The sequence below is a fragment of the Streptomyces sp. NPDC086077 genome, assembly GCF_040686175.1.
Lineage (GTDB): Bacteria > Actinomycetota > Actinomycetes > Streptomycetales > Streptomycetaceae > Streptomyces.
On the sequence record NZ_JBFBJT010000029.1, the window covers coordinates 1 to 21706 of the forward strand.

Here is a 21706-nt window from a genome sequence, read left to right on the forward strand (position 1 = left end):
CATTGAATGGAATCGTGCAGCCCGAACGTATACCGCCTCAGCTCATACGCTCCGTACTGCAGATGCACCTGCAATCCATCACAAAAACCGGAGCACCCGGCGGCGGAGGCGGCGTCGCGCCTCCACCCCGCGCACGACGGGGCGGAGGTGCCGCCTTGCTCGTGGCGGCGTCGGCGATGTCCCCGGCGTGCGGAGCGAGCGGCTGCCCTGGAACGGCCGGCGGCTGCGGCGCACCCGGCGTCTGCCCGGAGCCGTACGACGGGTCGCCCGGACCACCGGGGACACCCTCCGCACCCGATCCCCCCGAAGCCCCGGGCGCCGACGCGGGCGCACCCGGCGCAGGCGTACCCGGCACCGGCGGAGGCGTAGCCGCTCCCTGCCCGGGCGGCGGCGTCGGCGTACCCGCCGTCGCCGCGCCACCCACCCCCTGCGGGTAGCCGTACGTCTGTGCGAGCGGGGCCCGCGGAGGCACTCCCGCCCCCTGGGAACCCCCCTCGTCGATCACCGGCGCGACCGTCGTGGGCGGAAGCTGGCTTCCCCCCGCGATCAACGCCGTCCGGGCCTCCGGAGGAGCCACCCGGGACTCCTCCTCGTCGGCCCCGCTCAGCGGCGGCGCGAACACGGTCGCCGGCAGCGGCACCGAACGGTCCTCACCGGCGTCCGCGTTGGTGTCCGTCCCGGCCCACGGAGTCGCCCCCGCGGGTGCTCCCGGCATACTCGGCGCACTCGGCGCGCCGGACCCACCCGGCGCCCCCGCGCCCGCCCCGGACCCCGCCGCCGGCGCGCCCTCGGCAGCACCCGCAGCCGCGGGCCAGGCCGCACCACTGCCTCCAGCGGCGCCCGGCGCACCCGCGCCGGTGTCACTCCCGGAAGCCGCGGCCGTGGCCCGCCGATCCGGGATCCCCAGCCTGTCGGCCGCCTCCTGCAACCACTCCGGCGGACTCAGCAGGAACGACGTCTGGTTCAGATCCACCCGTTCCGGGGGCGCGGCCACCGGCGCGGACGCCCCGTCGGGACGCCCGTACTCCTCCTCGTAGCGCCGGATGACCTCGCCCACCGGCAGCGACGGCCACAGCGTGGCCTCCCCGCTGTCCCGCGCGATCACCAGCCGCTGCGTGCCGCCGTCCGAACGCGGTCCGTCCGAGCGGTCCTCGGCCCACACCACGAACCCGAGCTCGAACTCCCGCACCCGCACCTCACGATGCTGGTACGACGGCACATCCCCGTTGATCCACTCCTCGGCGCGCTCCTGCGCCTGCGCGAAGGTCACCATCGTCAGCTCACTCCCCCACAGACACCGAGGACGAGACGTCGACCGCCCGCGCGAAACCGCCGTCCACCATCAGATTCGCCACCGTGTCCAACTCCGGCGGCGACCCCGCGAGCCGCGACAGGAAGACGTCGAAGTCCTCCCCGCACGGCAGCAGCAACCGCTCCACCCGCTCGGCCGGCGGCCACGAGGGATCGACGTCGCGCGCGTCGTCGTAGGCGCAGAACCACACCGAACCGACCCGCTCGCCCTTGACCTTCACGGCCAGCAGACCGCCCTGCACGAACCCGACACCCAGGTAGTCCTTGGTGAGGTGGTCACGCAAACACTTGTTCACGTACACCAGGTCGTTGACCGCCGCCTCGTCCCGCACCGTGAAGAACGGCTGGTCGATCAGGAGCCCCAACTCCGCGTCCAGGGCGGTCCCGACGGGCGCACAGCCACCCGCCGCCTTCAGGAACGAGCGGTACGCGCCGGGCAACCGGTACCCGAGGTCCTCCTCGACCCCCAGCACCTGCGGCTCCGTCACCGCCAGCCCCGACTTCGGCAACCCGAAGTGCGCCGGCCGCGTCTCCTGGAGCGGCCGCGTGCCCCGCTTCGTCTGGTCCACCGGGGCCGTGGCGATCCCGCCGTGATGCCGCAGCAGCGCCTTCACCTCGACGGGCACCAGCTCCAGCCGCCGCGTACCCACCACGTGGTGCCACGTCCACCCGTGCGGCGTCGCCACCGGCGCCACCGTGTCCCACAGGTCGTGCCCGGAGGCCGACAGCGCCGCGTTCGCCGACACGTAGTCCGTCAGCCGCAGCTCGTCGACGCCGAAACCGGCCGGCGGATCCGCGATCTCGGCGGCCGCACGCGCGTAGGCCGAGAAATCGGGGTAGCCGTGCTCGTCCACCCGTACCCCTCCCGGGTGACGGGCCGCCCGGACCGGATCCGGGAAATGCACGACCTGCCCGGCGTAGGCCGCGTTCGGCGGCGCGGCTTGTCCCCCGGCCTGGCGGCCGGGAGGTGCCCCCAGCCCGAGCCGACCTGTCGTCATGGCGGTTGCCCCCTGCGGCACTCTGGTACGACCCGTAGCGGACCTTCTGAACCCTTCGGCCCGCTACGCCCCGTATCGACTGTCTCCAACGCGTTGCCCGCGCCTCGTGGTGCCAACAGCCTATGCGGTACGACGAAACCGGTCACCGGCGCACGTCACAGCACCGGCAACCCTCACTCGGCCCACGGTGACCAGCCGTCACCCCACCGTGACAGCCTGCCCAAACCCGGGCGTGTCGCGGTGCCCCAGCTTCCGCACGGGCCACGGCATTTGGCACTCTGTGTCCGCCGGGGGGATGCACGGGAGGGGAAATACGATCATGAACGCGACACAAACAGGGCCACACGCCGGTACTTCCGGCGACCCTCGCATCGGCTGGAGCGCCACCGACAGCCGCCCCGCGCCCACCCTCCACCACCGCCGTGACGGCATACTCCCGACCGTCGCCGCCGCCCTCTCCGTCCGTGGCGCCACCCTCACCGGCACCGCCGCCCGTGGCGACCAGCCTCCCGCTCTCCACCCCCTCGTGCAGGACTTCCTCGACACCCTCACCAGCGCCCAACGCGACCGCTTCACCGGCCGCTGCGCCGAGGCCATCCTCATCTCCCGGCACATCGCCGCCGCCGACGCCGCCCGCAGCAAACGCGCGGCCCGGAAACCCATGACCAACGGCGAGGCCCGAAAGGCCCTCAAGCAGGCCAAGCTCACCGCCCGCCGCATCCGCGAGGACGGTGATCCCTTGCACGGCAGCTTCGCCGCCCCGTGCCGCGCCTGCGCCGCCCTGACCGCCCACTTCGGCGTCCGCGTCATCGACCCGACGACAACGGACGACTGACGACCGACGCACGGCCGACGGACGGCGGCCAGGGCTTCTTGACCTCACGTGCCGCACCACACACCCGCACCGCACGAGCCGCACAACGAACGAAGGGCAGATGCACACCGACCGCACCTCGACCACCCGCTTCGCCGTACCCGTCGACGCCGCCCTGCGCGACGCCGGCTGGCAACCCGGACGCTGGGACATCAAGCAGGCCGAGATCTGGGCCGACACCCTTCGCGAGCACGCCTCTCCGGCCGGCCACCGGCACGCCGTCTTCCCCGCCGCGGTGGAGGCCTGGGCGGAGTTCGGCGGTCTGCACATCGCCCCCACCGGCCCCGGACGCCAGATCGCCCCCGCGCACCTCCACCTGGACCCGCTGCACGGCCTGCACATGGCCCGCACCCTCGGCGACCTCGGCCGCGCCCTGGGCACCGAGGTCAGCCCCCTCGGCGCCGAACCCGACACCCAGGCCCTGCTCGCCATCGACACCGAGGGCCGCGTCTACTCCCTCGACCACACCGGCGACTGGTACCTCGGCCCCGACATCGACAAGGCCCTCACCGGCCTCGTCTCCGGCATGGAACCGGTACGCCTGACAGCGGCCTGATCACGGTCTCCCGACCGCACCGGTCCGGCCTACGACGACGCCGGAATCACCGCCGACACCCGAAAGCCCCCGGCGTCCGTCGGCCCGGACACGAACACCCCACCCAGGCCGACGACCCGCTCCCTCATCCCCACCAGACCGTTGCCCCCCGAAGGCAACCGGGCCGAGGAAGCGGACGCGGCCTCCGGCGGCGGCTCGTTCTCCACCTGCATCGCGATCTCCGACACCCGATGCGCCAACCGCACATGGGTCTTCGCCCCCGCCGCGTGCTTGTGGACGTTCGTCAGCGCCTCCTGCACCACGCGGAACGCCGTCTGCTCCACCGCCGGCGCATACGCCCGCGCCTCTCCCTCCACCGACAGGTCGACCGCCATCCCCGCGGCGGCCGACTGCCCGATCAGCTCGTCCAGCTCGGACAGGCAGGGCCCCTCCCCCACCGGGCCCTCGTCGAGAGGAACCGCCCGCGAGGCCGCGGCGGCGGCAGCCGCGGCCGCCCCCACCGCCGCCAGCGGCACCGACGCCTGCTCACGCCGCCCCGCACCGCCGTCCCCGCTGCGCAGCACCCCGAGCATCTCCCGCAGCTCGGTCAGCGCCTGCCGCCCCATGTCGCCGACCAGCGCCGCGTTCTTCACGGCCTTCTCGGGATCCTTCCGGGCGACGGCCTGCAACGCGGCGGCGTGCACGACCATCAGACTCACCCGATGCGCGACCACGTCGTGCATCTCCCGCGCGATCCGCGTCCGCTCCTCGTTGCGGGCCCACTCGGCCCGCTCCTCCGCCCGCTCCGCGAGCAGCTGAAGCTCCCGCTCCAGGCTGTCGGCGCGCTCCCGCAGGCTCTCCATCAGCCGGCGCCGAGCCCCCACGTACAGGCCCAGCAGCAACGGCGGCGCGGTCACGCCCAGCGACGCGGTGATGGAGACGAAGGGGACGACCCACTCGCCGATCCCCACATCCCCCCGCGCCATGTCCTGCTGCGCGCGGACGAACGTCACCACCAGCGTGCCCACGAGCGACATGCCCGCCAGCGCCGTGATGATCCGGCGGGGCAGCTCCGACGCGGCGAGGGTGTAGAGGCCGACGATGGTCAGCAGGAAGCCCATCTGGGCCGGTGAGATCGCGATCGACACCAGCACGACGGGGATCGGCCACATCCGGCGCAGCAGCAGCGTCGAGCCGGCCAGCAGGCCGAAGACGACACCCGCGGCGACCGGGATTCCCGCGTCCCGCGCGAACGGCACGCCTTCGACACCGCACTCGACCGCGGACAGCAGCGCGAGCGTCCCGTCCAGTACGGCACTGCGCCATCTCGCCCACCACCACGGGCCGGACAGGCCCTGGGCGCGCTCTTCCCCCGTCGTGGTCATGCCCTCCAGCCTACGGGCGGGGGCCATTGCTTTTCCGGTGAGTTTCGACGACTTGGCCACACCACACTCCGTAGCCGAACAACAACGAAACCAGCCGGAATCCCTCTAACTGCCGAACCGGGAACGTTCATCGCCGGAACACCTGATTCCGCCGGGTGGTACCCGTACGGCATCCAGCGGCGAGCCGTACCGTCGCGTGGAAGGCCCCTGGTACGGCATAGTGTTGGGTGCCGACTCGGCGGCCCGACCTGATGTCCGGTTCGGCCGAGTTCCATCCCCCATGGTGTAACCAGGCAGCACTAAGGGTTTTGGTCCCTTAAGTTCAGGTTCGAATCCTGATGGGGGAGCTCCTGCGCAAGACCCCGGCCGGGCCCTGACGACCACGTCAGGGCCCGCTCTCGTCCCGCCCCACAGCCACCCCGGTATCCTGCGGTTGTCCACACCCCCTCCACAGCCGAAGGGCATCCCGTGAGCGCCATTCGCCCGGCAGCCGTCGTCGTACTCGCAGCGGGTGAGGGCACCCGTATGAAGTCGGCCACACCGAAGGTCCTGCACGAGATCTGCGGACGTTCCCTGGTGGGCCATGTCCTCGCCGCCGCCGGTGAGTTGAAGCCCGAGAACCTCGTCGTGGTCGTCGGGCACGCCCGGGAGCAGGTCACCGCTCACCTCGGTGACGTCGCCCCGGACGTGCGCACCGCCGTCCAGGCGCAGCAGAACGGCACCGGGCACGCCGTCCGCATGGGCCTGGAGGAGTTGGGCGGCGGCCTCGCCGGGACCGTCGTGGTCGTCTGCGGTGACACCCCGCTCCTGACCGGCGAGACGCTCAAGAACCTCGCCCGCACCCACTCCGAGGACGGCAACGCGGTCACCGTGCTGACCGCCGAGGTCCCGGACGCCACCGGGTACGGGCGGATCGTGCGGGACCCCGCCTCGGGCGCGGTGACGGCGATCGTCGAGCACAAGGACGCCTCCGACGCGCAGCGGGCGATCCGGGAGATCAACTCGGGTGTGTTCGCGTTCGACGGTCGGCTGCTGGCCGAGGCGCTGGGGCAGGTCCGGACGAACAACAGTCAGGGCGAGGAGTATCTGACGGACGTCCTCGGCATCCTGCGTGAGGCCGGGCACCGCGTCGGTGCCTCCGTGGCCGGTGATCACCGTGAGATCGCGGGGATCAACAACCGTGTGCAGCTCGCCGAGGCCCGCCGGATCCTGAACGACCGCTTGCTGACCGCCGCCATGCTGGACGGTGTCACCGTCGTGGATCCGGGCTCGACGTGGGTCGATGCGGGCGTGACGTTCGAGCAGGACGTCGTGGTGCTCCCGAACACGCTGCTGCAGGGCTCGACGCACCTCGGCGCGGGCTGCGAGGTCGGCCCGAACAGCCGGCTGAAGGACACCAGGGTCGGGACCGGCGCCCGGGTCGACAACACCGTGTCGGACGGGGCGGTGGTCGGTCCGGAGGCGACGGTGGGGCCGTACGCCTATCTGCGTCCCGGGACGCGGCTGGGACGCAAGGGCAAGATCGGGACGTACGTCGAGACCAAGAACGCCTCGATCGGTGAGGGCACGAAGGTGCCGCATCTGTCGTACGTCGGGGACGCGACGATCGGCGACAACTCCAACATCGGCGCCGCGAGCGTGTTCGTGAACTACGACGGTGAGGAGAAGCACCACACCACCGTCGGATCGCACTGCAAGACGGGCTCGGACAACATGTTTGTGGCGCCTGTCACGATCGGGGACGGTGCTTACACCGCCGCCGGGTCCGTGATCACGAAGGACGTACCGCCCGGTTCGCTGGCCGTGGCCCGCGGTCAGCAGCGGAATATCGAGGGTTGGGTGGCTCGTAAGCGCCCGGGGAGTGCGGCCGCGAAGGCGGCCGAGGCGGCTTCCCGGAAGCCGGAAGGCGAAGGCTGACCGGAAACAGATGCGTCTGGGACGGCGTACCGTGATAAGTGCACACCCGCACCCCACCAGCTGAGACGACGCTTTTCGTCCAGTTGAGACGTCGTGTCAACATCCAGCTGAGACACCTCTGAGGAGACAGTGCTGTGACCGGGATCAAGACGACCGGCGAGAAGAAGATGATGTTCTTCTCCGGCCGCGCCCACCCCGAGCTTGCCGAGGAGGTCGCCGAGCAGCTGGGTGTCGGGGTTGTCCCGACCAAGGCCTTCGACTTCGCCAACGGCGAGATCTATGTGCGGTATCAGGAGTCGGCGCGCGGTGCCGACTGCTTCCTGATCCAGAGCCACACGGCTCCGATCAACAAGTGGATCATGGAGCAGTTGATCATGATCGACGCCCTGAAGCGGGCGTCGGCGCGCTCCATCACCGTCATCGTGCCGTTCTACGGTTACGCGCGGCAGGACAAGAAGCACCGGGGTCGTGAACCGATTTCGGCGCGTCTGATCGCGGACATGATGAAGACGGCCGGGGCGGACCGGATCCTGACCGTGGATCTGCACACGGACCAGATCCAGGGCTTCTTCGACGGTCCGGTGGACCATCTGTTCGCGCTGCCGCTGCTCGCGGACTACGTGGGCAGGAAGGTGGACCGCGAGAAGCTGACGGTGGTCTCGCCGGACGCCGGCCGGGTGCGGGTCGCGGACCGCTGGTGCGACCGGCTGGGTGCGCCGCTGGCGATCGTGCACAAGCGGCGGGACAAGGACGTCGCGAACCAGGTGACGGTCCACGAGGTCGTGGGTGAGGTCAAGGGCCGGGTGTGTGTCCTGGTCGACGACATGATCGACACGGGTGGGACGATCTGTGCCGCTGCCGACGCGCTGTTCGCGCACGGCGCGGAGGACGTGATCGTGACGGCGACGCACGGTGTGCTGTCGGGTCCGGCGGCGGACCGGCTGAAGAACTCGCAGGTGAGCGAGTTCGTGTTCACGAACACGCTGCCGACGCCGGGTGAGCTGGCCCGGGACATGGACAAGATCATGGTGCTGTCGATCGCGCCGACCATCGCGCGCGCGGTGCGTGAGGTGTTCGAGGACGGTTCGGTGACGAGCCTGTTCGACGAGCAGTGAGCCGCTAGCGCCCAGTCTTGATCGATTTTTCTACGGCCTCCCCGCCGAGTACTCTGTTGAGGTTGCTCGGCGAGGGAGGCCGTAGTCCGTTTCCGGACGGAACACGGCGGTCCGTTATCGACGCGCTCTTCGTAGCAGGCCGTTCGTGGCCGGGTGACCACGTCCGTTGCTAGTTCTACGAGGAGTGATCGTCATGTCCGAGGTGAAGCTCGCCGCCGAGTCCCGTACGGAGTTCGGCAAGGGTGCCGCCCGTCGTATCCGCCGCGACAACAAGGTTCCCGGTGTGCTCTACGGCCACGGTTCCGACCCGCTGCACCTGACCTTCCCGGGTCACGAGCTGCTGCTGGCGCTGCGTACGCCGAACGTCCTGATCTCCCTGGACATCGACGGCAAGTCCAACGAGCTGGCGATCCCGAAGTCCGTGCAGCGTGACCCGCTGCGGGGCTTCCTGGAGCACGTCGACCTGCTGCTGGTCAAGCGCGGCGAGAAGGTCACCGTCGAGGTCCCGGTCGTCGCCGAGGGCGAGCTGGCGGCGGGTGGCAACCTGCTGGAGCACGTACTGAACGCGCTTCCGGTCGACGCCGAGGCCACCCACATCCCGGAGAGCTTCACCGTCTCCGTGGAGGGTCTGGAGGCCGGTGCCTCGATCCACGCCAAGGACATCAAGCTTCCGAACGGTGTCACGCTGGCCGTCGAGGAGGACGCTGTCGTCCTGCAGGTCCTGGCCGCGCAGGCCGAGGAGGCCCCGGAGGGCGAGGAGGCCGCCGAGGGCGGCGAGGGCGAACAGGCCGCTGCCGAGGCCTGATCGACGCCTGATCGCCGGTAGCTCGCCAGCCGCTGCTTCCCTCGCGGAGGCGGCGGCTGGCGGCGTATCTAAGGAGATATGGACGTGACGACCGACGCGGGTGCCCCCTGGCTGATCGTGGGGCTGGGCAATCCGGGGCCCGAGTACGCGATGAACCGGCACAACGTGGGCTTCATGGTGGCGGATCTGCTCGCGCAGCGGATCGGGGGCAGGTTCAAGCGGGCGGGCAAGGCGCAGGCGCAGGTCGTCGAGGGCCGGATCGGTCCGCCGGGGCCTGCGAGCCGCCGGGTGATCCTGGCGAAGCCGATGTCGTTCATGAACCTCTCGGGCGGCCCGGTGAACGCGCTGCGCGACTTCTACAAGGTGCCGCTCGCCCAAGTGGTCGCCATCCACGACGAGCTGGACATCGACTACGGGACGCTGCGCCTGAAGCTCGGGGGCGGCGACAACGGACACAACGGGCTCAAGTCGATGACGAAGGCGATGGGGCCGGACTATCACCGGGTGCGGTTCGGGATCGGGCGGCCTCCGGGGCGTATGCAGGTGGCCGACTTCGTGCTCAAGGACTTCTCGTCCGCCGAGCGCAAGGAGCTGGACTACTTCGTGGACCGGGCGGCGGACGGAGTGGAGTGTCTGCTGAGCGAGGGACTGGAGCGGGCGCAGAGTTCGTACAACTCCTGACTTGTCCCCCACCTCGGTTGACTGCCCGTGCAGCCATGGCCAAGGATCGCGGCCATGCCTTCTGCCGTCGTCTCCAGTCAGGGCGCGTCCGTCGCGCTGCGGTTCGGGCGGCTCGCGGCGATGGGTGTCGTCGCGGCGCTGATACTGATCGCGGGGGTGTGGGCGTCCTGGAGCACCGCCCAGTACGTGATGCTCACCAAGGGGCGGGAGAGCGGGACGGTCAGGGTGACCGGTTGCGGGGACGCCACCTGCTCGGGCCCCTACACGCCGATCTCCGCGGGGTCGCAGGCCCGCGACCGGGTCGTCATCGAGAAGACCGCCGCCGTGCGGGACGGGCAGACGTACACCGTGGTGATGAAGCCCGGCGGCAGGGAGGCCGTGCGGTCCGGGCCCGGTGGCGTGCTGTACTCCTGGGTGCCGCTGGGCGGCGCGCTGTTGCTCGGCTCGGTCGTGGTCGCGGGCGGGCTGGGGCGGGTGCGGGCGGCCTGGGTGATGGCCGGCTCGGGGTTGGCGCTGATCACCGCGGCCTTCGTCGTCGTGTAGGGCCCAGGACGTGGGTGTGCCCCCGTGCTCGTGAGGAGCACGGGGGCACACCTGTGCCCGCGGTTCTCAGCCCGTGTTGCGCAGGCCGGCCGCCACGCCGTTCACGGTGAGGAGCAGGGCCCGCGCGAGCAGCGGGTCCGGCTCGGCGCCCGCGGCGGCGGCGTCGCGCTGGCGCTTGAGGAGGGCGACCTGGAGGTAGGAGATCGGGTCCAGGTAGGCGTCGCGGACGGTGAAGGTCTGCTTCAGCACCGGCTGGGCGTCGAGGAGTTCGCCCCCGCCCGTGATCCGCAGGATCTCGGCGACGGTGAGGGCGTGCTCGGCGCGGATGGTGTCGAAGACGTGCTTCAGCTCGTCCGGGACGAGGGTGTCGACGTAGTGGCCGGCGATCCGCAGGTCTGTCTTGGCCAGCGTCATCTCGACGTTGGAGACGAAGTTGCGGAAGAAGTGCCACTGTCCGTACATCTCGTCGAGCACGGTGTCGAGGCCCGCCTCGCGCAGCGCCTTGAATCCGGAGCCGACGCCGAACCAGCCGGGGACGATCTGCCGGGACTGGGTCCAGCCGAACACCCACGGGATGGCCCGCAGCCCGTCGAGGCCCGCGCCGGAGTCGGGGCGGCGGGACGGGCGGGAGCCGAGGTGCAGGTCCGCGAGCTGGTCGACGGGGGTGGAGGCGAAGAAGTACGCCGGCAGGTCCGGGTCCTCCACCAGCCTGCGGTACGCCGCGTGCGCCGCGTCGCTGACCAGGTCCATCGCGGCGTCCCAGCGGGCGAGGGCCTCCACGGACTGGCGGGGCGCGGTGTGCAGGGCGGAGGCCTGGAGGGTCGCGGCGACCGTCAGCTCCAGGTTCTCCCTGGCCAGGGACGGGATCAGGTACTTGTCGGAGATGACCTCGCCCTGCTCGGTCACCTTGATCTCGCCCTCCAGGGTGCCCCAGGGCTGGGCGAGGATCGCGTCGTGGGTGGGGCCGCCGCCACGGCCGACGGTGCCGCCGCGGCCGTGGAAGAGCCGCAGTCGTACGCCGTAGCGGTGGGCGACGTCACGCAGGCGCCGCTGCGCCCGGTGGATCTCCCACTGGGAGGTCGTGATGCCGCCGAACTTGGAGGAGTCGGAGTATCCGAGCATGACCTCCTGGACGTCCCCGCGGAGTGCGACGAGCCGCCGGTAGGACGGGTCGGCGAGCATGTCCTCCAGGATGGAGTCGGCGGCCTTGAGCTCGTCCGTGGTCTCCAGCAGCGGCACGATTCCGATCTTGGCCCAGCCGGCGTGCAGGTCGACCAGGCCGGCCTCGCGGGCGAGGACGGCGGCGGCGAAGACGTCGTCGGCGCCCTGGCACATCGAGATGATGTACGACTCGATGACCTCGGGCCCGAAGACCTGAAGGGCCCGCTTGACCGTTCGGAACACTCCGATGGTCTTGGCGCCGGCCGCGTCGACGGGGGCGGGGCTGGGAGCCAGCGGGCGGCGCGAGCGGAGTTCCTTGGCGAGAAGCTTCGTGCGGTAGTCGCGCGGCATGTCGGCGTACCGCCAGGACTCCTCGCCGAGCCGGTCGAAGAGCTGACCGAGGGCGTGGTGGTGGGCGTCCGCGTGCTCGCGTACGTCCATCGTGGCGAGCTGGAGACCGAAGGCGGACAGCGTGCGGATGGTGCGGTCCAGGCGGCCGTCGGCGAAGAGGCCGCCGCGGTGGGCGCGCAGGGACGCCTGGATCAGCTTGAGGTCGTGGAGCAGCTCGCCGGTGCCGAGGTAGTCGCGGCCGGCCTGGTGCGGGGTGCCCTTGGCGAGGCGCTGCTTGGTGTTCTCCAGCTTCTGCCGGATGCAGGTGGCCTTGAGACGGTAGGGCTCCTCGGCGTTGAGGCGCTTGTACCGGGGGCTGATCTCGGGCAGCTGATCCAGGTCGGCCCGGAGGGATTCCAGGAGGTCCTCGGTGGCGCCGGTGTAGCGGATGGAGTTCGACAGGAAGCCGCGGAGCTCGTCGATCATCTCCAGGGCGTCGTTGATGCCGTGCTCGTGCTGGAGGATCAGCACCTCCCAGGTCACCTCGGGGGTCACGTTGGGGTTGCCGTCGCGGTCGCCGCCGATCCAGGTGCCGAAGGTGACGGGGCGGGTGTCGTCGGGGAGCTTGACGCCGACGCGCTCCAGCTCCGCCGTCAGGTCCTCCAGGACGTCGCCGACGGCGCCGGCGTGCAGCTCGTCCAGGTAGTAGATCGCGTTGCGGGCCTCGTCGGCCGGTTCGGGGCGGACGACGCGCAGCTCGTCGGTCTGCCAGACGAGGTCGATGTTCTCGGCCAGCCGGATGTCGTGGCGGCGGCGGTCGGACTCGATGACCGGCGTCTCCAGCAACTTGGCGATGCGCCGCAGCTTGTTGAGGACCGAACGGCGCGCGGCTTCCGTGGGGTGAGCCGTGAACACCGGACGAACATTGAGATGGCGGACGGTCTCCCTGAGGTGCTCGGGATCGGCGTCCTTCAGCCGGTCGGCGGTGCGGGACAGAAGCCCGCCCTCGGCGGCGCGGCGGGCGCGCAGCTCGCGGCCCCGGTGCACCTGCTCGGTGACGTTGGCCAGGTGGAAATAGGTGGAGAAGGCGCGGACCAGCTTGGCCGCGGTCTCCAGTTCGGTGCCGCGCAGCAGCTCGGCGGCGGCCTCGCCGTCCTCCCGGGTGAGGCGGCGTACCCTTTCGACGAGTTCCAGCAGCTCAGGGCCCTCCTGGCGGACAAGGGTCTCACCGAGGAGGTCGCCGAGCCGGCGGATGTCGGCGCGCAGCTCACTGCTGGTCGTCGTGGTCTGGTCGTCGGCACTGCTCACAGGTGCGGCTCCTTGCAGTGTTGAAGCTCGTCTGAAGCTCGTGTGGGAGGGAACCCGGTGACCGTCGCACGGCGGGAGCCGTATTACGAGCCGGACTTCCGGGGAAGGAATCAGAGCGGACCGCGCTGTCCGACCGACTCCCAGGATAGGTGTCGGCCGGGACGCGCAGGATCACGGGCTCTTGCCGCCGCGCGACGCGCTGCCATACTTACGACGCCGTAGGTTACGGAACCGTAGGGATGTCTCGCCCCGAGTCGTACGCGGTACCCACAGCCCGGCACCTGCCACAATCCACGACCCCACAGGGGACGCCCCATGACCACGAGTTCCGATGTGATCGACGACGCCCCGAAGTCGACCTCACAGGACACCGCCGATTCGCACCCGCCCGCCACGCTCGGCGGCGACCGCAAGGGTTCCGTCGAGCAGGGCGCGCTCCTGCTCTTCATCGTCGTCCCGTTCCTCGCTCTCCTCGCGGCGGTGCCGCTGGCGTGGGGCTGGGGAGTGAGCTGGCTGGACCTGGGTCTGCTGGTCTTCTTCTACTTCCTCGGCTGCCACGGCATCACGATCGGTTTCCACCGGCACTTCACCCACAGTTCGTTCAAGGCCAAGCGGCCCTTGAAGATCGCGCTGGCGATCGCCGGGTCGATGGCGGTCGAGGGTCCCCTGGTGCGCTGGGTGGCCGACCATCGCAAGCACCACCAGTTCTCCGACGCGGAGGGTGACCCGCACTCGCCGTGGCGGTACGGCGAGACGCTCCCGGCGCTGATGAAGGGCCTGTGGTGGGCCCACATCGGATGGATGTTCGACGAGGAGCGCACCCCGCAGGACAAGTACGCGCCGGATCTGATCAAGGACCGGACGCTGCGGGCGATCTCCCGGCAGTTCATCGTCTGGACGATGCTGTCCCTGGCGCTGCCCGCGCTGATCGGCGGTCTGGTGACCATGTCCTGGTGGGGGGCGTTCACCGGGTTCTTCTGGGGGTCGCTGGTCCGGGTGGCGCTGCTGCACCACGTGACCTGGTCGATCAACTCGATCTGCCACGCGGTGGGCAAGCGGCCGTTCAAGTCGCGGGACCGCTCGGGCAACGTGTGGTGGCTGGCGGTCCTGTCCTGCGGTGAGTCCTGGCACAACCTCCACCATGCCGACCCGACCTCGGCGCGGCACGGTGTGGAGCGCGGCCAGATCGACTCCTCCGCCCGGCTGATCCGCTGGTTCGAGCTCGCCGGCTGGGCGTACGACGTGCGCTGGCCGTCACGCTCGCGTATCGATTCCCGCCGTCAGGACGGGGAAGGCGGCTCCCCGCGCGGGAGGGAGACGGCCGAGGCGGCATGATTGACGCCGTGGCGACCGACTCCAGCACCCCCAGCAACGACAAGCCGCGGCGGACGCGCCGTACCCGTATGACCGGTGCGGAGCGGCGCCAGCAGTTGCTGGAGATCGGTCGCACCCTCTTCGCCGCGAAGGGCTTCGAGGGCACGTCGGTGGAGGAGATCGCGGCGAAGGCCGGGGTCTCCAAGCCGGTGGTGTACGAGCACTTCGGCGGCAAGGAAGGGCTGTACGCGGTCGTCGTGGACCGTGAGATGCGCCGCCTGCTGGACATGGTGACCAGCTCACTGACGGCGGGCCACCCGCGCGAGCTGTGCGAACAGGCGGCGTTCGCGCTGCTCGACTACATCGAGGAGTACACGGACGGTTTCCGCATCCTGGTCCGTGACTCCCCGATCCCCCAGTCGACGGGTTCTTTCGCCTCGCTGATCTCGGACATCGCCACCCAGGTGGAGGACATCCTGGGCCGCGAGTTCAAGAGTCGCGGCTTCGATTCGAAACTGGCCCCGCTGTACGCCCAGGCGCTGGTCGGGATGGTCGCGCTGACCGGGCAGTGGTGGCTGGAGGTGCGCAAGCCCAAGAAGGCCGAGGTGGCGGCGCACCTGGTGAACCTGGCGTGGCACGGGCTGGACGGCCTGGAGCAGAAGCCGCGGCTGATCGGGCATCGCAAGAACTGAGGCCGCTGGCCGGAACAGGAGTGGGGATCTCGGAAGCGGCCGCCGCCGCTGCCGGGATCCCCCTCCTCGTTGGACCGTCGGCGGATCAGGGTCCGAGAGCCGCCGCGCGCCGCGAGCGCCGGCGGCCTGGATCTCCGTGATGCCGAGAACGTCCACGCGGTACGCGCGCAGGCGCTCCCGGCTGTGATCATCAGGGCTCCTTGTGGGCCACGGCGAAGATGCGGCGGAACGGGAACGGGGTGCCGTGGCTGCTCGGCGGATAGGCCTCGCGCAGGGCCGTGCGGTACTCGTCCTCGAAGGCGCGGGTCGCCTCCGGGTCGTCGGCGAGGGCGGTCAGGACGGGCCGCAGGCCGGTGCCCTTCACCCAGTCCAGGACCGGGTCCTCGCCGGCGAGGAGATGGATGTACGTGCTCTCCCAGACGTCGGCCGTGCAGCCGAGGTCGGTGAGCCGTTCCAGGTAGGCCTCGGGGGTGAGGACGGCGTCGTCGTGCCGCAGGGTGCCGACGAGGCGGTCCGCCCAGCGCGGGGACGTGGCCAGCTCGCGCATCAGGCGGTGGCTGGGGGCGGCGAAGTTGCCGGGGACCTGGAAGGCGAAGGTGCCGCCCGGGACGAGTCCGGCGATCCAGTCGGCGAACCGGTTCTCGTGCCCGGGGATCCACTGGAGCGTGGCGTTGCTGAGGATCAGGTCGTACGGCTCACCTGGCGTCCAGGTGCGCAGGTCGGCGTGGGCGAAGTCGAGGCGGGCGGTGCCGGGGTGCTCGGCGCGGGCGCGCTGGAGCATCTCCGGGGAGTTGTCGTAGCCGGTGACGCGGGCGGTGGGCCGGCGGGCGGCGAGGAGCGCGGTGAGGTGTCCGGGTCCGCAGCCGAGGTCGGCGATTCGGGGCGGTTCGCTGGGCGGCTCGGGGACGTGGGCCAGGAGGTCGGCGAAGGGGCGGGCGCGGTGTCCGGCGTGCCGCAGGTACTGGGCAGGGTCCCAGGTGGGGTCGGCCATGCCCTCAGCTTGGCAACCCAAGTATCTCGACGTCAAGAGACTTCATGTCGACACAACCACTACACTGATCGTCATGGAGGACGAGGTCGATCGGCTGGTCGCAGCGTGGCGCCGGGAGCGCCCGGACCTCGACGTGGAACCGCTTGAGGTACTCAGCCGGGTGAGCCGGCTGGCCCGGCACCTGGACCGCGCGCGTCGGCTGGCCTTCTCCGAGCACAGTCTGGAGCCGTGGGAGTTCGACGTCCTGACGGCGCTGCGCCGGGCGGGGACGCCGTATCAGTTGTCGCCGGGGCAGTTGCTGACCCAGACGCTGGTCACCTCGGGCACGATGACGAACCGTATCGACCGGCTGGCGAAGAAGGGCCTGGTCGAGCGGTTGCCCGATCCCAGCGACCGGCGGGGCGTGCTGGTCCGGCTCACCGATGAGGGCAGGGATCGTGCGGACCAGGCGCTGGCGGGGCTGCTCGACCAGGAGCGGGCGATCCTTGCGGAGCTGTCTCGTGCGCAGCGGGCTGAACTGGCGGCGTTGTTGCGTCAGTTGACGGCGCCGTTCGACAACATTCCCGGATAGGGCCGCCGGGACACGGGGGACCGGCCGTGCGTCGTCCGCGGGCCGGGGGTGGCTGAGCGCGCAGTTCCCCGCGCCCCTGAAGGAAGCTGCCCGGCCGCCGACGAACACGCGCCCCTGAAGGCGGCGCCCGGCCGCGAGCGATCACGTGCCCCTGAGGCAGGCTGCCCGGCCGCGGGCGATCATGCGCCGCTGGGAGGCTGCCCGGCCGCGGGGGGGCGTGCGCCTGAGGGGGTTGCACGGTCGTGACCGGTGCGGGCTCTCAGGCGCTGTTGCTTTCCTCCGGGGTGATGCGGCCCGTCGGGCCCAGGTCGGCCGGGCCCACGCCCGCGCGCCGGGCGAGGGCGACGGCGGCGAGGGTGGAGTGGACGCCGAGTTTGCCGAGGACGTTCTGCATGTGGGTGCGTACGGTGTGCGGGGAGAGGTAGAGGCGCTCGGCGACGGCCTTGCGGCCGAGGCCCGCGACCATGCAGCGCAGCACCTCCCGCTCGCGCGGCGTGAGGGACTCCACCAGCCGTTCGCTCTCGGTGCGGTGCCTGCGGGCCGCGGTCAGCTCGCGCAGCACGCCGGTGAGCAGGGCGGGCGGCAGATGCGTCTCGTCGCGCAGCACCCCCCGGATGACGGTGAGCAGCCGGGACAGCGAGCAGTCCTTGGCGACCCAGCCGCCCGCGCCGGCCTGCAGGGCGAGCGCCGCCCGCCGTGGATCGTCCTTCTCGGCGAGCACGACGACCCGCACGCCGGGCTGTGCGACACGGACCCCCGCGACCAGGGAGATCCCGTCCACGACCCCGTCGCCGCCCTCCTGGACGGGCACGGCGGGCCGTATCCCGGGCGCGGTGCCACCCAGGTCGGCGTCGACGAGCAGCACGTCGAAACGGCGGCCCTCGGCGGCCGCGCGTTCCAGGCTGCGTACCGCGGCGGGACCACTGCCGGCCGCGGAGACGTCGACGTCCGGCTCGGCGGCGAGTGCCGCCGCGAGGGACTCGGCGAAGATGCGGTGGTCGTCGACGACCAGGACTCGGATGCGTACCACGAAACCCCCTTCCCCGAGCTCTGGAAGAGCAGGGGACGCCCATCGACGGGAGCCGGTGACCGGTGCGGGCACGACGCCCGAAGCAGTCCTGGGTTGTTGTCTCAGCCGTTCCCCCAGGACGGGGTCGCCGCAGCCGCACGGCCGCCGCCGTGCAGGAACTGCTACCCCCACTTCGGGCGTCGTACCCGACTTGTCTCGCCCCCTGAACAGCACCGGCCCCCACCGGTGCTTTCATCAGAGTACGGGCGGGGGCCAGGAGCGGAAGCCAATTTGCAGAACTGGCTGTCCGGCGCGTTTATGGTGAGCCGCATGTTTCGTATTGAGACAGAAGTCGACAGGACCCGGCGCGATCTTCTCCGTTCGCGGCTCCGCGACACCAATACGGCAGCCTCACCCGTCCTGCGCGCCCTGCGCGGAACCCCCGCCGCGCGCGAAGCCCCCTTGCACGTATGGGTGTTGGACGCGACCGGCGACCTGGCCGGCGGTCTGGTCGGGCACACCTGGGCGACCTGGCTGCACGTGACGTACCTCTGGGTCGACGGCCGCCACCGGGGCAGCGGCCTGGGCTCGCGCCTGCTGACGGAGGCGGAGCGCATCGCCCGCGAAAAGCGCCGCTGCACCGCCGCCCGCGTGGAGACCTGGGACTTCCAGGCCCCGGACTTCTACCGCAGACACGGGTACGAGGTGGTGGGCACGATCCCCGACTACCCACCCGGCATCACGGAGTTCACGCTGACGAAGCGCCTGGTCACCCGCTGACGGCGGCCGCCCTACCGAAGCCGCCGCGCCCCCGGCGAAGGCACGGCCTCGAACACCCGGGGCGCGGTGAAGCCCGCCGCCGCGAACGCCTCCTGGACCGCCTTGGTGACGCCGTCGACGTCCGCCACCTCCGCGAGCACGATCGCCGAGCCGCCGAAGCCGCCGCCCGTCATCCGGGCGCCGAGCGCGCCGGCCGACAGGGCGGTGTCGACGACCAGGTCCAGCTCCGGGCAGGAGATGCGGAAGTCGTCGCGCAGAGAGGCGTGGCCCTCGGTGAGGACGGGGCCGATCGCCCGGGTCCCGCCCGACTCCAGCAGGGAGACGACGCGTTCGACGCGCTCGTCCTCGGTGACCACGTGCCGGACCAGACGGCGCACCTCCTCGTCGTCGCCGATGCGGTCGAGCGCCGCGTCCAGCCCGTCGTACGGGATGTCGCGCAGGGCGTCGACGCCCAGCAGGGCGGCGCCCTTCTCGCAGCCGGCGCGGCGCTTGCCGTACTCGCCGGTGCTGTGCTCGTGCTTGACCCGGGTGTCGACCACCAGCAGGCGCATGCCCTCGGCGGCGAGGTCGAAGGGGATCTGTCGCTGGGAGAGGTCGCGGGTGTCGAGGAACAGGGCGTGGCCCGCGGTGCAGCAGGCGGACGCGGTCTGGTCCATGATCCCGACGGGGGCGCCGACGTAGACGTTCTCGGCGCGCTGGCACAGGCGGGCCAGCTGCCAGCCCTTCAGGCCGAGTTCGTACAGCTCGTTCAGGGCCAGGGCGATCACCACCTCCAGCGCCGCCGAGGACGACAGCCCCGCGCCCGCCGGGACCGTGGAGGCCAGGTGGACGTCCGCGCCGGTCACCTCGTGGCCCGCGGCGCGCAACGCCCAGACGACGCCCGCCGGGTACGCCGTCCAGTTCCGGTCCGACTCCGGCTCCAGGGCGTCCACGCGCAGCTCGGCCACGCCGCCCTCGACGTCCGCCGAGTGCAGCCGCAGCACGCCGTCGGTGCGCCGTGAGACCGCGGCGACCGCGGTGTGCGGCAGCGCGAACGGCATCACGAAGCCGTCGTTGTAGTCGGTGTGCTCGCCGATGAGGTTGACCCGCCCCGGCGCGGCCCACACGCCCTGCGGATCGGCCCCGTACAGCTCCCGGAACCGCTCTGCGACAGCCCCGGCGACCGTCTCTCTGGCCTCGCTCATGCCCTGACCCCTGACCTTCCGTACGTCTCTACTTGCCGCGCCGCTGCGCGAACTCCCAGGCGTCCGCGACGATTCCGGCGAGGTCCGCGCGGGACGGGTTCCAGCCGAGCCGCTCGCGGGCGGTCCGCGCCGACGCCACCAGCACCGCCGGGTCGCCGCCCCGGCGCGGGGCCGCGACCTCGGGGATCGGGTGGCCGGTGACCTGCCGGGCCGTCTCGACGACCTCGCGGACCGAGAAGCCGTTGCCGTTGCCGAGGTTGCAGATCAGGTGCTCGCCGGGGACGGCCGCACCGACGGCCAGCAGGTGCGCCTCCGCGAGGTCCGCGACGTGGATGTAGTCGCGAACGCAGGTGCCGTCCGGCGTCGGGTAGTCGTCGCCGTAGACGGAGATCGCGTCGCGCCTGCCCCGGGCCACCTGGAGGACCAGCGGGATGAGGTGCGACTCGGGGTCGTGGCGCTCGCCGAACTCGCCGTACGCGCCGGCGACGTTGAAGTAGCGCAGCGACACCGCGCCGAGCCCGTGCGCCTTCGCCTCGCCGGTGATCATGTGGTCGACGGCGAGCTTGGAGGCGCCGTAGGGGCTGGTCGGCGCGGTCGGCGCGGACTCGACGATCGGGACCTCCCGCGGCTCGCCGTAGGTCGCGGCCGTGGAGGAGAAGACCAGCTTGCGCACCCCGGCCGCCCGCATGGCGGCGAGCAGCGCCATGGTGCCGCCGACGTTGTTGTCCCAGTACTTCTCCGGCTTCACGACGGACTCGCCGACCTGGGAGAAGGCGGCGAAGTGGAGCACCGCGTCGAACGAGGAGTCCAGCCACTTCGCGGCGTCGCGGACGTCGCCCTCCACGAAGGAGGCACCGGCGGGCACACCCTCGCGGAAGCCGGTGGAGAGGTTGTCGAGGACGACGACCTCGTGGCCCGCCTCCAGCAGATGCTGGGCGACCACGCTGCCCACGTATCCCGCTCCACCGGTGACCAGGTACTTCCCGCTCATGAACTAGCTACCTCTCGCAGTCGCTCGGCCGCGCGCTCCGGCGGCACGTCGTTGATGAACACGCTCATGCCGGATTCGGAACCCGCGAGAAACTTCAGCTTGCCGGAAGTTCGGCGAATGGTGAAAAGCTCCAGGTGAAGTGCGAAGTCGTCACGGCTGACGCCCTCGAACTCCAGCAGCTGGCCGAACGGCGCCTGGTGCCAGGCGGCGATGTACGGCGTCGGAGGCTCACCCTCGCCGAAGATCCGGTCGAAGCGCCTCAAGAGTTCCAGATAGACCTGGGGGAATTCCGAGCGTGCCGCCTCGTCCAGCGCGAGCAGGTCGGGCACCCGGCGCCGCGGGTACAGGTGGACCTCGTACGGCCAGTGCGCGGCGTACGGCACGAAGGCCACCCAGTGTTCACCCGCAAGGACGACGCGCTCGCCGGCGAGCTCGCGCTCCACGACGGCGTCGAAGAGGTTCTCCCCGCCCGTGGCCTCCTGGTGGGCCGCGAGGGACCGGAGCATCAGTGCGGTGCGAGGGGTGGTGAAGGGGTAGGCGTAGATCTGCCCGTGCGGGTGACCCAGTGTCACACCGATCTCCGCACCCCGGTTCTCGAAACAGAAGACCTGCTCTACGGAGGGCAGATGGGACAGCTCCGACGTACGGTCGGTCCACGCGTCCAGGACCAGCCGCGCCTGCTCCTCGCCCAGGTCGGCGAAGGACGCGTTGTGGTCGGAGGTGAAGCAGACGACCTCGCAGCGCCCGGAGTCACCGGCGAGCGAGGGGAAACGGTTCTCGAAGACCACCACGTCGTACGACGAGTCCGGGATCTCACTCAGCCGATCGCCCTGCGACGGGCACAGCGGGCACTGGTCGGCCGGCGGGTGGTAGGTGCGGCCCTGGCGGTGCGAGGCGATGGCGACCGAGTCGCCCAGCAGGTCGTCGCGGCGGATCTCGGAGGTCGTCACGGTCCGCTCCAGCGGGCGGCGGTCGACCGCGTCCCGTACGGCGTCGTCACGCAGGTCGTAGTAGATCAGCTCGCGGCCGTCCGCCAGCCGGGTCGAGGTCTTCTTCACCGCGGACTCCTCATTCGAGCCACTCACTCATTCAACAGAACCCAACACACCAAAACACAACTCACCACGCCAGTCAACATCACAATCAATCAAAGCTCGACATCAGAAGTGTTCAATTAGCAAACGCTCAGGCGTAGGTTCCGGTCCGGATCA

Annotated in this window: 19 protein-coding genes and 1 pseudogene; 11 read left to right on the forward strand and 9 right to left on the reverse strand. The window is 71.0% G+C overall.

Annotated elements, in window-relative coordinates; genetic code table 11:
- Positions 1-88 precede the first annotated feature (88 nt).
- Both AB0O67_RS11490 and AB0O67_RS11495 read right to left on the reverse strand, forming a co-directional pair.
- Positions 89-1273 (reverse strand): annotated as a pseudogene (locus AB0O67_RS11490) (hypothetical protein); the annotation flags it as partial.
- 7 nt (positions 1274-1280) lie between these two features.
- Positions 1281-2309: an SMI1/KNR4 family protein gene (locus AB0O67_RS11495; RefSeq protein WP_365448678.1), complete on the reverse strand. Its 1029-nt coding sequence runs from the start codon at positions 2307-2309 to the stop codon at positions 1281-1283.
- A 319-nt stretch (positions 2310-2628) separates the two neighbouring features.
- On the opposite strand from AB0O67_RS11495, the gene AB0O67_RS11500 reads away from it, so the two are divergent.
- Both AB0O67_RS11500 and AB0O67_RS11505 read left to right on the forward strand, forming a co-directional pair.
- Complete coding sequence (locus AB0O67_RS11500; protein ID WP_365448680.1) at positions 2629-3144, forward strand: YwqJ-related putative deaminase; 516 nt, start codon at positions 2629-2631, stop codon at positions 3142-3144.
- A gap of 100 nt (positions 3145-3244) precedes the next feature.
- Positions 3245-3739 (forward strand): SUKH-3 domain-containing protein, encoded by a 495-nt coding sequence (locus AB0O67_RS11505; protein ID WP_365448682.1) that lies wholly within the window; start codon positions 3245-3247, stop codon positions 3737-3739.
- Positions 3740-3768: 29 nt separating this feature from the next.
- Here the strand turns inward: AB0O67_RS11505 and AB0O67_RS11510 are convergent, their stop codons facing one another.
- Positions 3769-5103 carry a histidine kinase gene (locus AB0O67_RS11510; RefSeq protein ID WP_365448684.1) on the reverse strand — a complete coding sequence of 445 codons (1335 nt, stop codon included), beginning with the start codon at positions 5101-5103 and terminating at the stop codon, positions 3769-3771.
- 468 nt (positions 5104-5571) lie between these two features.
- Between AB0O67_RS11510 and glmU the strand changes: the two genes are divergently transcribed.
- The 5 genes from glmU (at position 5572) to AB0O67_RS11535 (ending at position 10164) form a co-directional block, all read left to right on the forward strand.
- Positions 5572-7020 carry a bifunctional UDP-N-acetylglucosamine diphosphorylase/glucosamine-1-phosphate N-acetyltransferase GlmU gene (gene glmU, locus AB0O67_RS11515; RefSeq protein WP_365448686.1) on the forward strand — a complete coding sequence of 483 codons (1449 nt, stop codon included), beginning with the start codon at positions 5572-5574 and terminating at the stop codon, positions 7018-7020.
- Positions 7021-7154: 134 nt separating this feature from the next.
- Entirely contained in the window at positions 7155-8135 is a 981-nt protein-coding gene (locus tag AB0O67_RS11520; RefSeq protein WP_365448688.1) for a ribose-phosphate diphosphokinase, read from the forward strand.
- A gap of 193 nt (positions 8136-8328) precedes the next feature.
- Positions 8329-8940 carry a 50S ribosomal protein L25/general stress protein Ctc gene (locus tag AB0O67_RS11525; RefSeq protein ID WP_365448690.1) on the forward strand — a complete coding sequence of 204 codons (612 nt, stop codon included), beginning with the start codon at positions 8329-8331 and terminating at the stop codon, positions 8938-8940.
- 78 nt (positions 8941-9018) lie between these two features.
- On the forward strand, positions 9019-9621 hold the full coding sequence (gene pth, locus AB0O67_RS11530; protein ID WP_365448692.1) for an aminoacyl-tRNA hydrolase: 603 nt from the start codon (positions 9019-9021) through the stop codon (positions 9619-9621).
- 54 nt (positions 9622-9675) lie between these two features.
- The gene (locus AB0O67_RS11535) at positions 9676-10164 is read left to right on the forward strand and encodes a hypothetical protein (RefSeq protein WP_365448694.1); all 489 of its coding nucleotides are present in this window, start codon (positions 9676-9678) and stop codon (positions 10162-10164) included.
- Positions 10165-10230: 66 nt separating this feature from the next.
- Here AB0O67_RS11535 and ppc read toward each other — a convergent pair whose 3' ends face one another.
- Entirely contained in the window at positions 10231-12963 is a 2733-nt protein-coding gene (ppc, locus tag AB0O67_RS11540; RefSeq protein WP_365448696.1) for a phosphoenolpyruvate carboxylase, read from the reverse strand.
- A gap of 315 nt (positions 12964-13278) precedes the next feature.
- Here ppc and AB0O67_RS11545 point away from each other — a divergent pair, with 315 nt between their 5' ends.
- Together AB0O67_RS11545 and AB0O67_RS11550 are read left to right on the forward strand one after the other, a co-directional pair.
- Positions 13279-14298 (forward strand): fatty acid desaturase, encoded by a 1020-nt coding sequence (locus tag AB0O67_RS11545; RefSeq protein WP_365448698.1) that lies wholly within the window; start codon positions 13279-13281, stop codon positions 14296-14298.
- Positions 14295-14969, forward strand: coding sequence for a TetR/AcrR family transcriptional regulator (locus tag AB0O67_RS11550; RefSeq protein ID WP_365448700.1), 675 nt, complete (start codon positions 14295-14297; stop codon positions 14967-14969). Before AB0O67_RS11545 ends, AB0O67_RS11550 begins: the two co-directional genes overlap by 4 nt.
- Positions 14970-15159: 190 nt before the next feature.
- Here AB0O67_RS11550 and AB0O67_RS11555 read toward each other — a convergent pair whose 3' ends face one another.
- Positions 15160-15960 (reverse strand): trans-aconitate 2-methyltransferase, encoded by an 801-nt coding sequence (locus tag AB0O67_RS11555; RefSeq protein WP_365448702.1) that lies wholly within the window; start codon positions 15958-15960, stop codon positions 15160-15162.
- A gap of 73 nt (positions 15961-16033) precedes the next feature.
- On the opposite strand from AB0O67_RS11555, the gene tamR reads away from it, so the two are divergent.
- Complete coding sequence (tamR, locus tag AB0O67_RS11560; protein WP_351835048.1) at positions 16034-16531, forward strand: MarR family transcriptional regulator TamR; 498 nt, start codon at positions 16034-16036, stop codon at positions 16529-16531.
- A gap of 259 nt (positions 16532-16790) precedes the next feature.
- Here tamR and AB0O67_RS11565 read toward each other — a convergent pair whose 3' ends face one another.
- A complete protein-coding gene (locus AB0O67_RS11565) occupies positions 16791-17561 on the reverse strand; it encodes a response regulator transcription factor (RefSeq protein ID WP_365448705.1) in 771 nt (256 codons plus the stop codon).
- Between the two features lie 297 nt (positions 17562-17858).
- Between AB0O67_RS11565 and AB0O67_RS11570 the strand changes: the two genes are divergently transcribed.
- Positions 17859-18320 carry an N-acetyltransferase gene (locus AB0O67_RS11570; protein WP_365448777.1) on the forward strand — a complete coding sequence of 154 codons (462 nt, stop codon included), beginning with the start codon at positions 17859-17861 and terminating at the stop codon, positions 18318-18320.
- Between the two features lie 11 nt (positions 18321-18331).
- Here the strand turns inward: AB0O67_RS11570 and galK are convergent, their stop codons facing one another.
- The 3 genes from galK to galT are packed head-to-tail and all read right to left on the reverse strand — an operon-like array spanning position 18332 to position 21553.
- Entirely contained in the window at positions 18332-19504 is a 1173-nt protein-coding gene (gene galK, locus AB0O67_RS11575; protein WP_365448707.1) for a galactokinase, read from the reverse strand.
- 28 nt (positions 19505-19532) lie between these two features.
- Positions 19533-20495 (reverse strand): UDP-glucose 4-epimerase GalE, encoded by a 963-nt coding sequence (gene galE / locus AB0O67_RS11580; RefSeq protein ID WP_365448709.1) that lies wholly within the window; start codon positions 20493-20495, stop codon positions 19533-19535.
- Entirely contained in the window at positions 20492-21553 is a 1062-nt protein-coding gene (galT, locus tag AB0O67_RS11585) for a galactose-1-phosphate uridylyltransferase (protein WP_365448711.1), read from the reverse strand. The genes galE and galT overlap by 4 nt, the downstream gene beginning before the upstream one ends.
- Positions 21554-21706 lie beyond the last annotated feature (153 nt).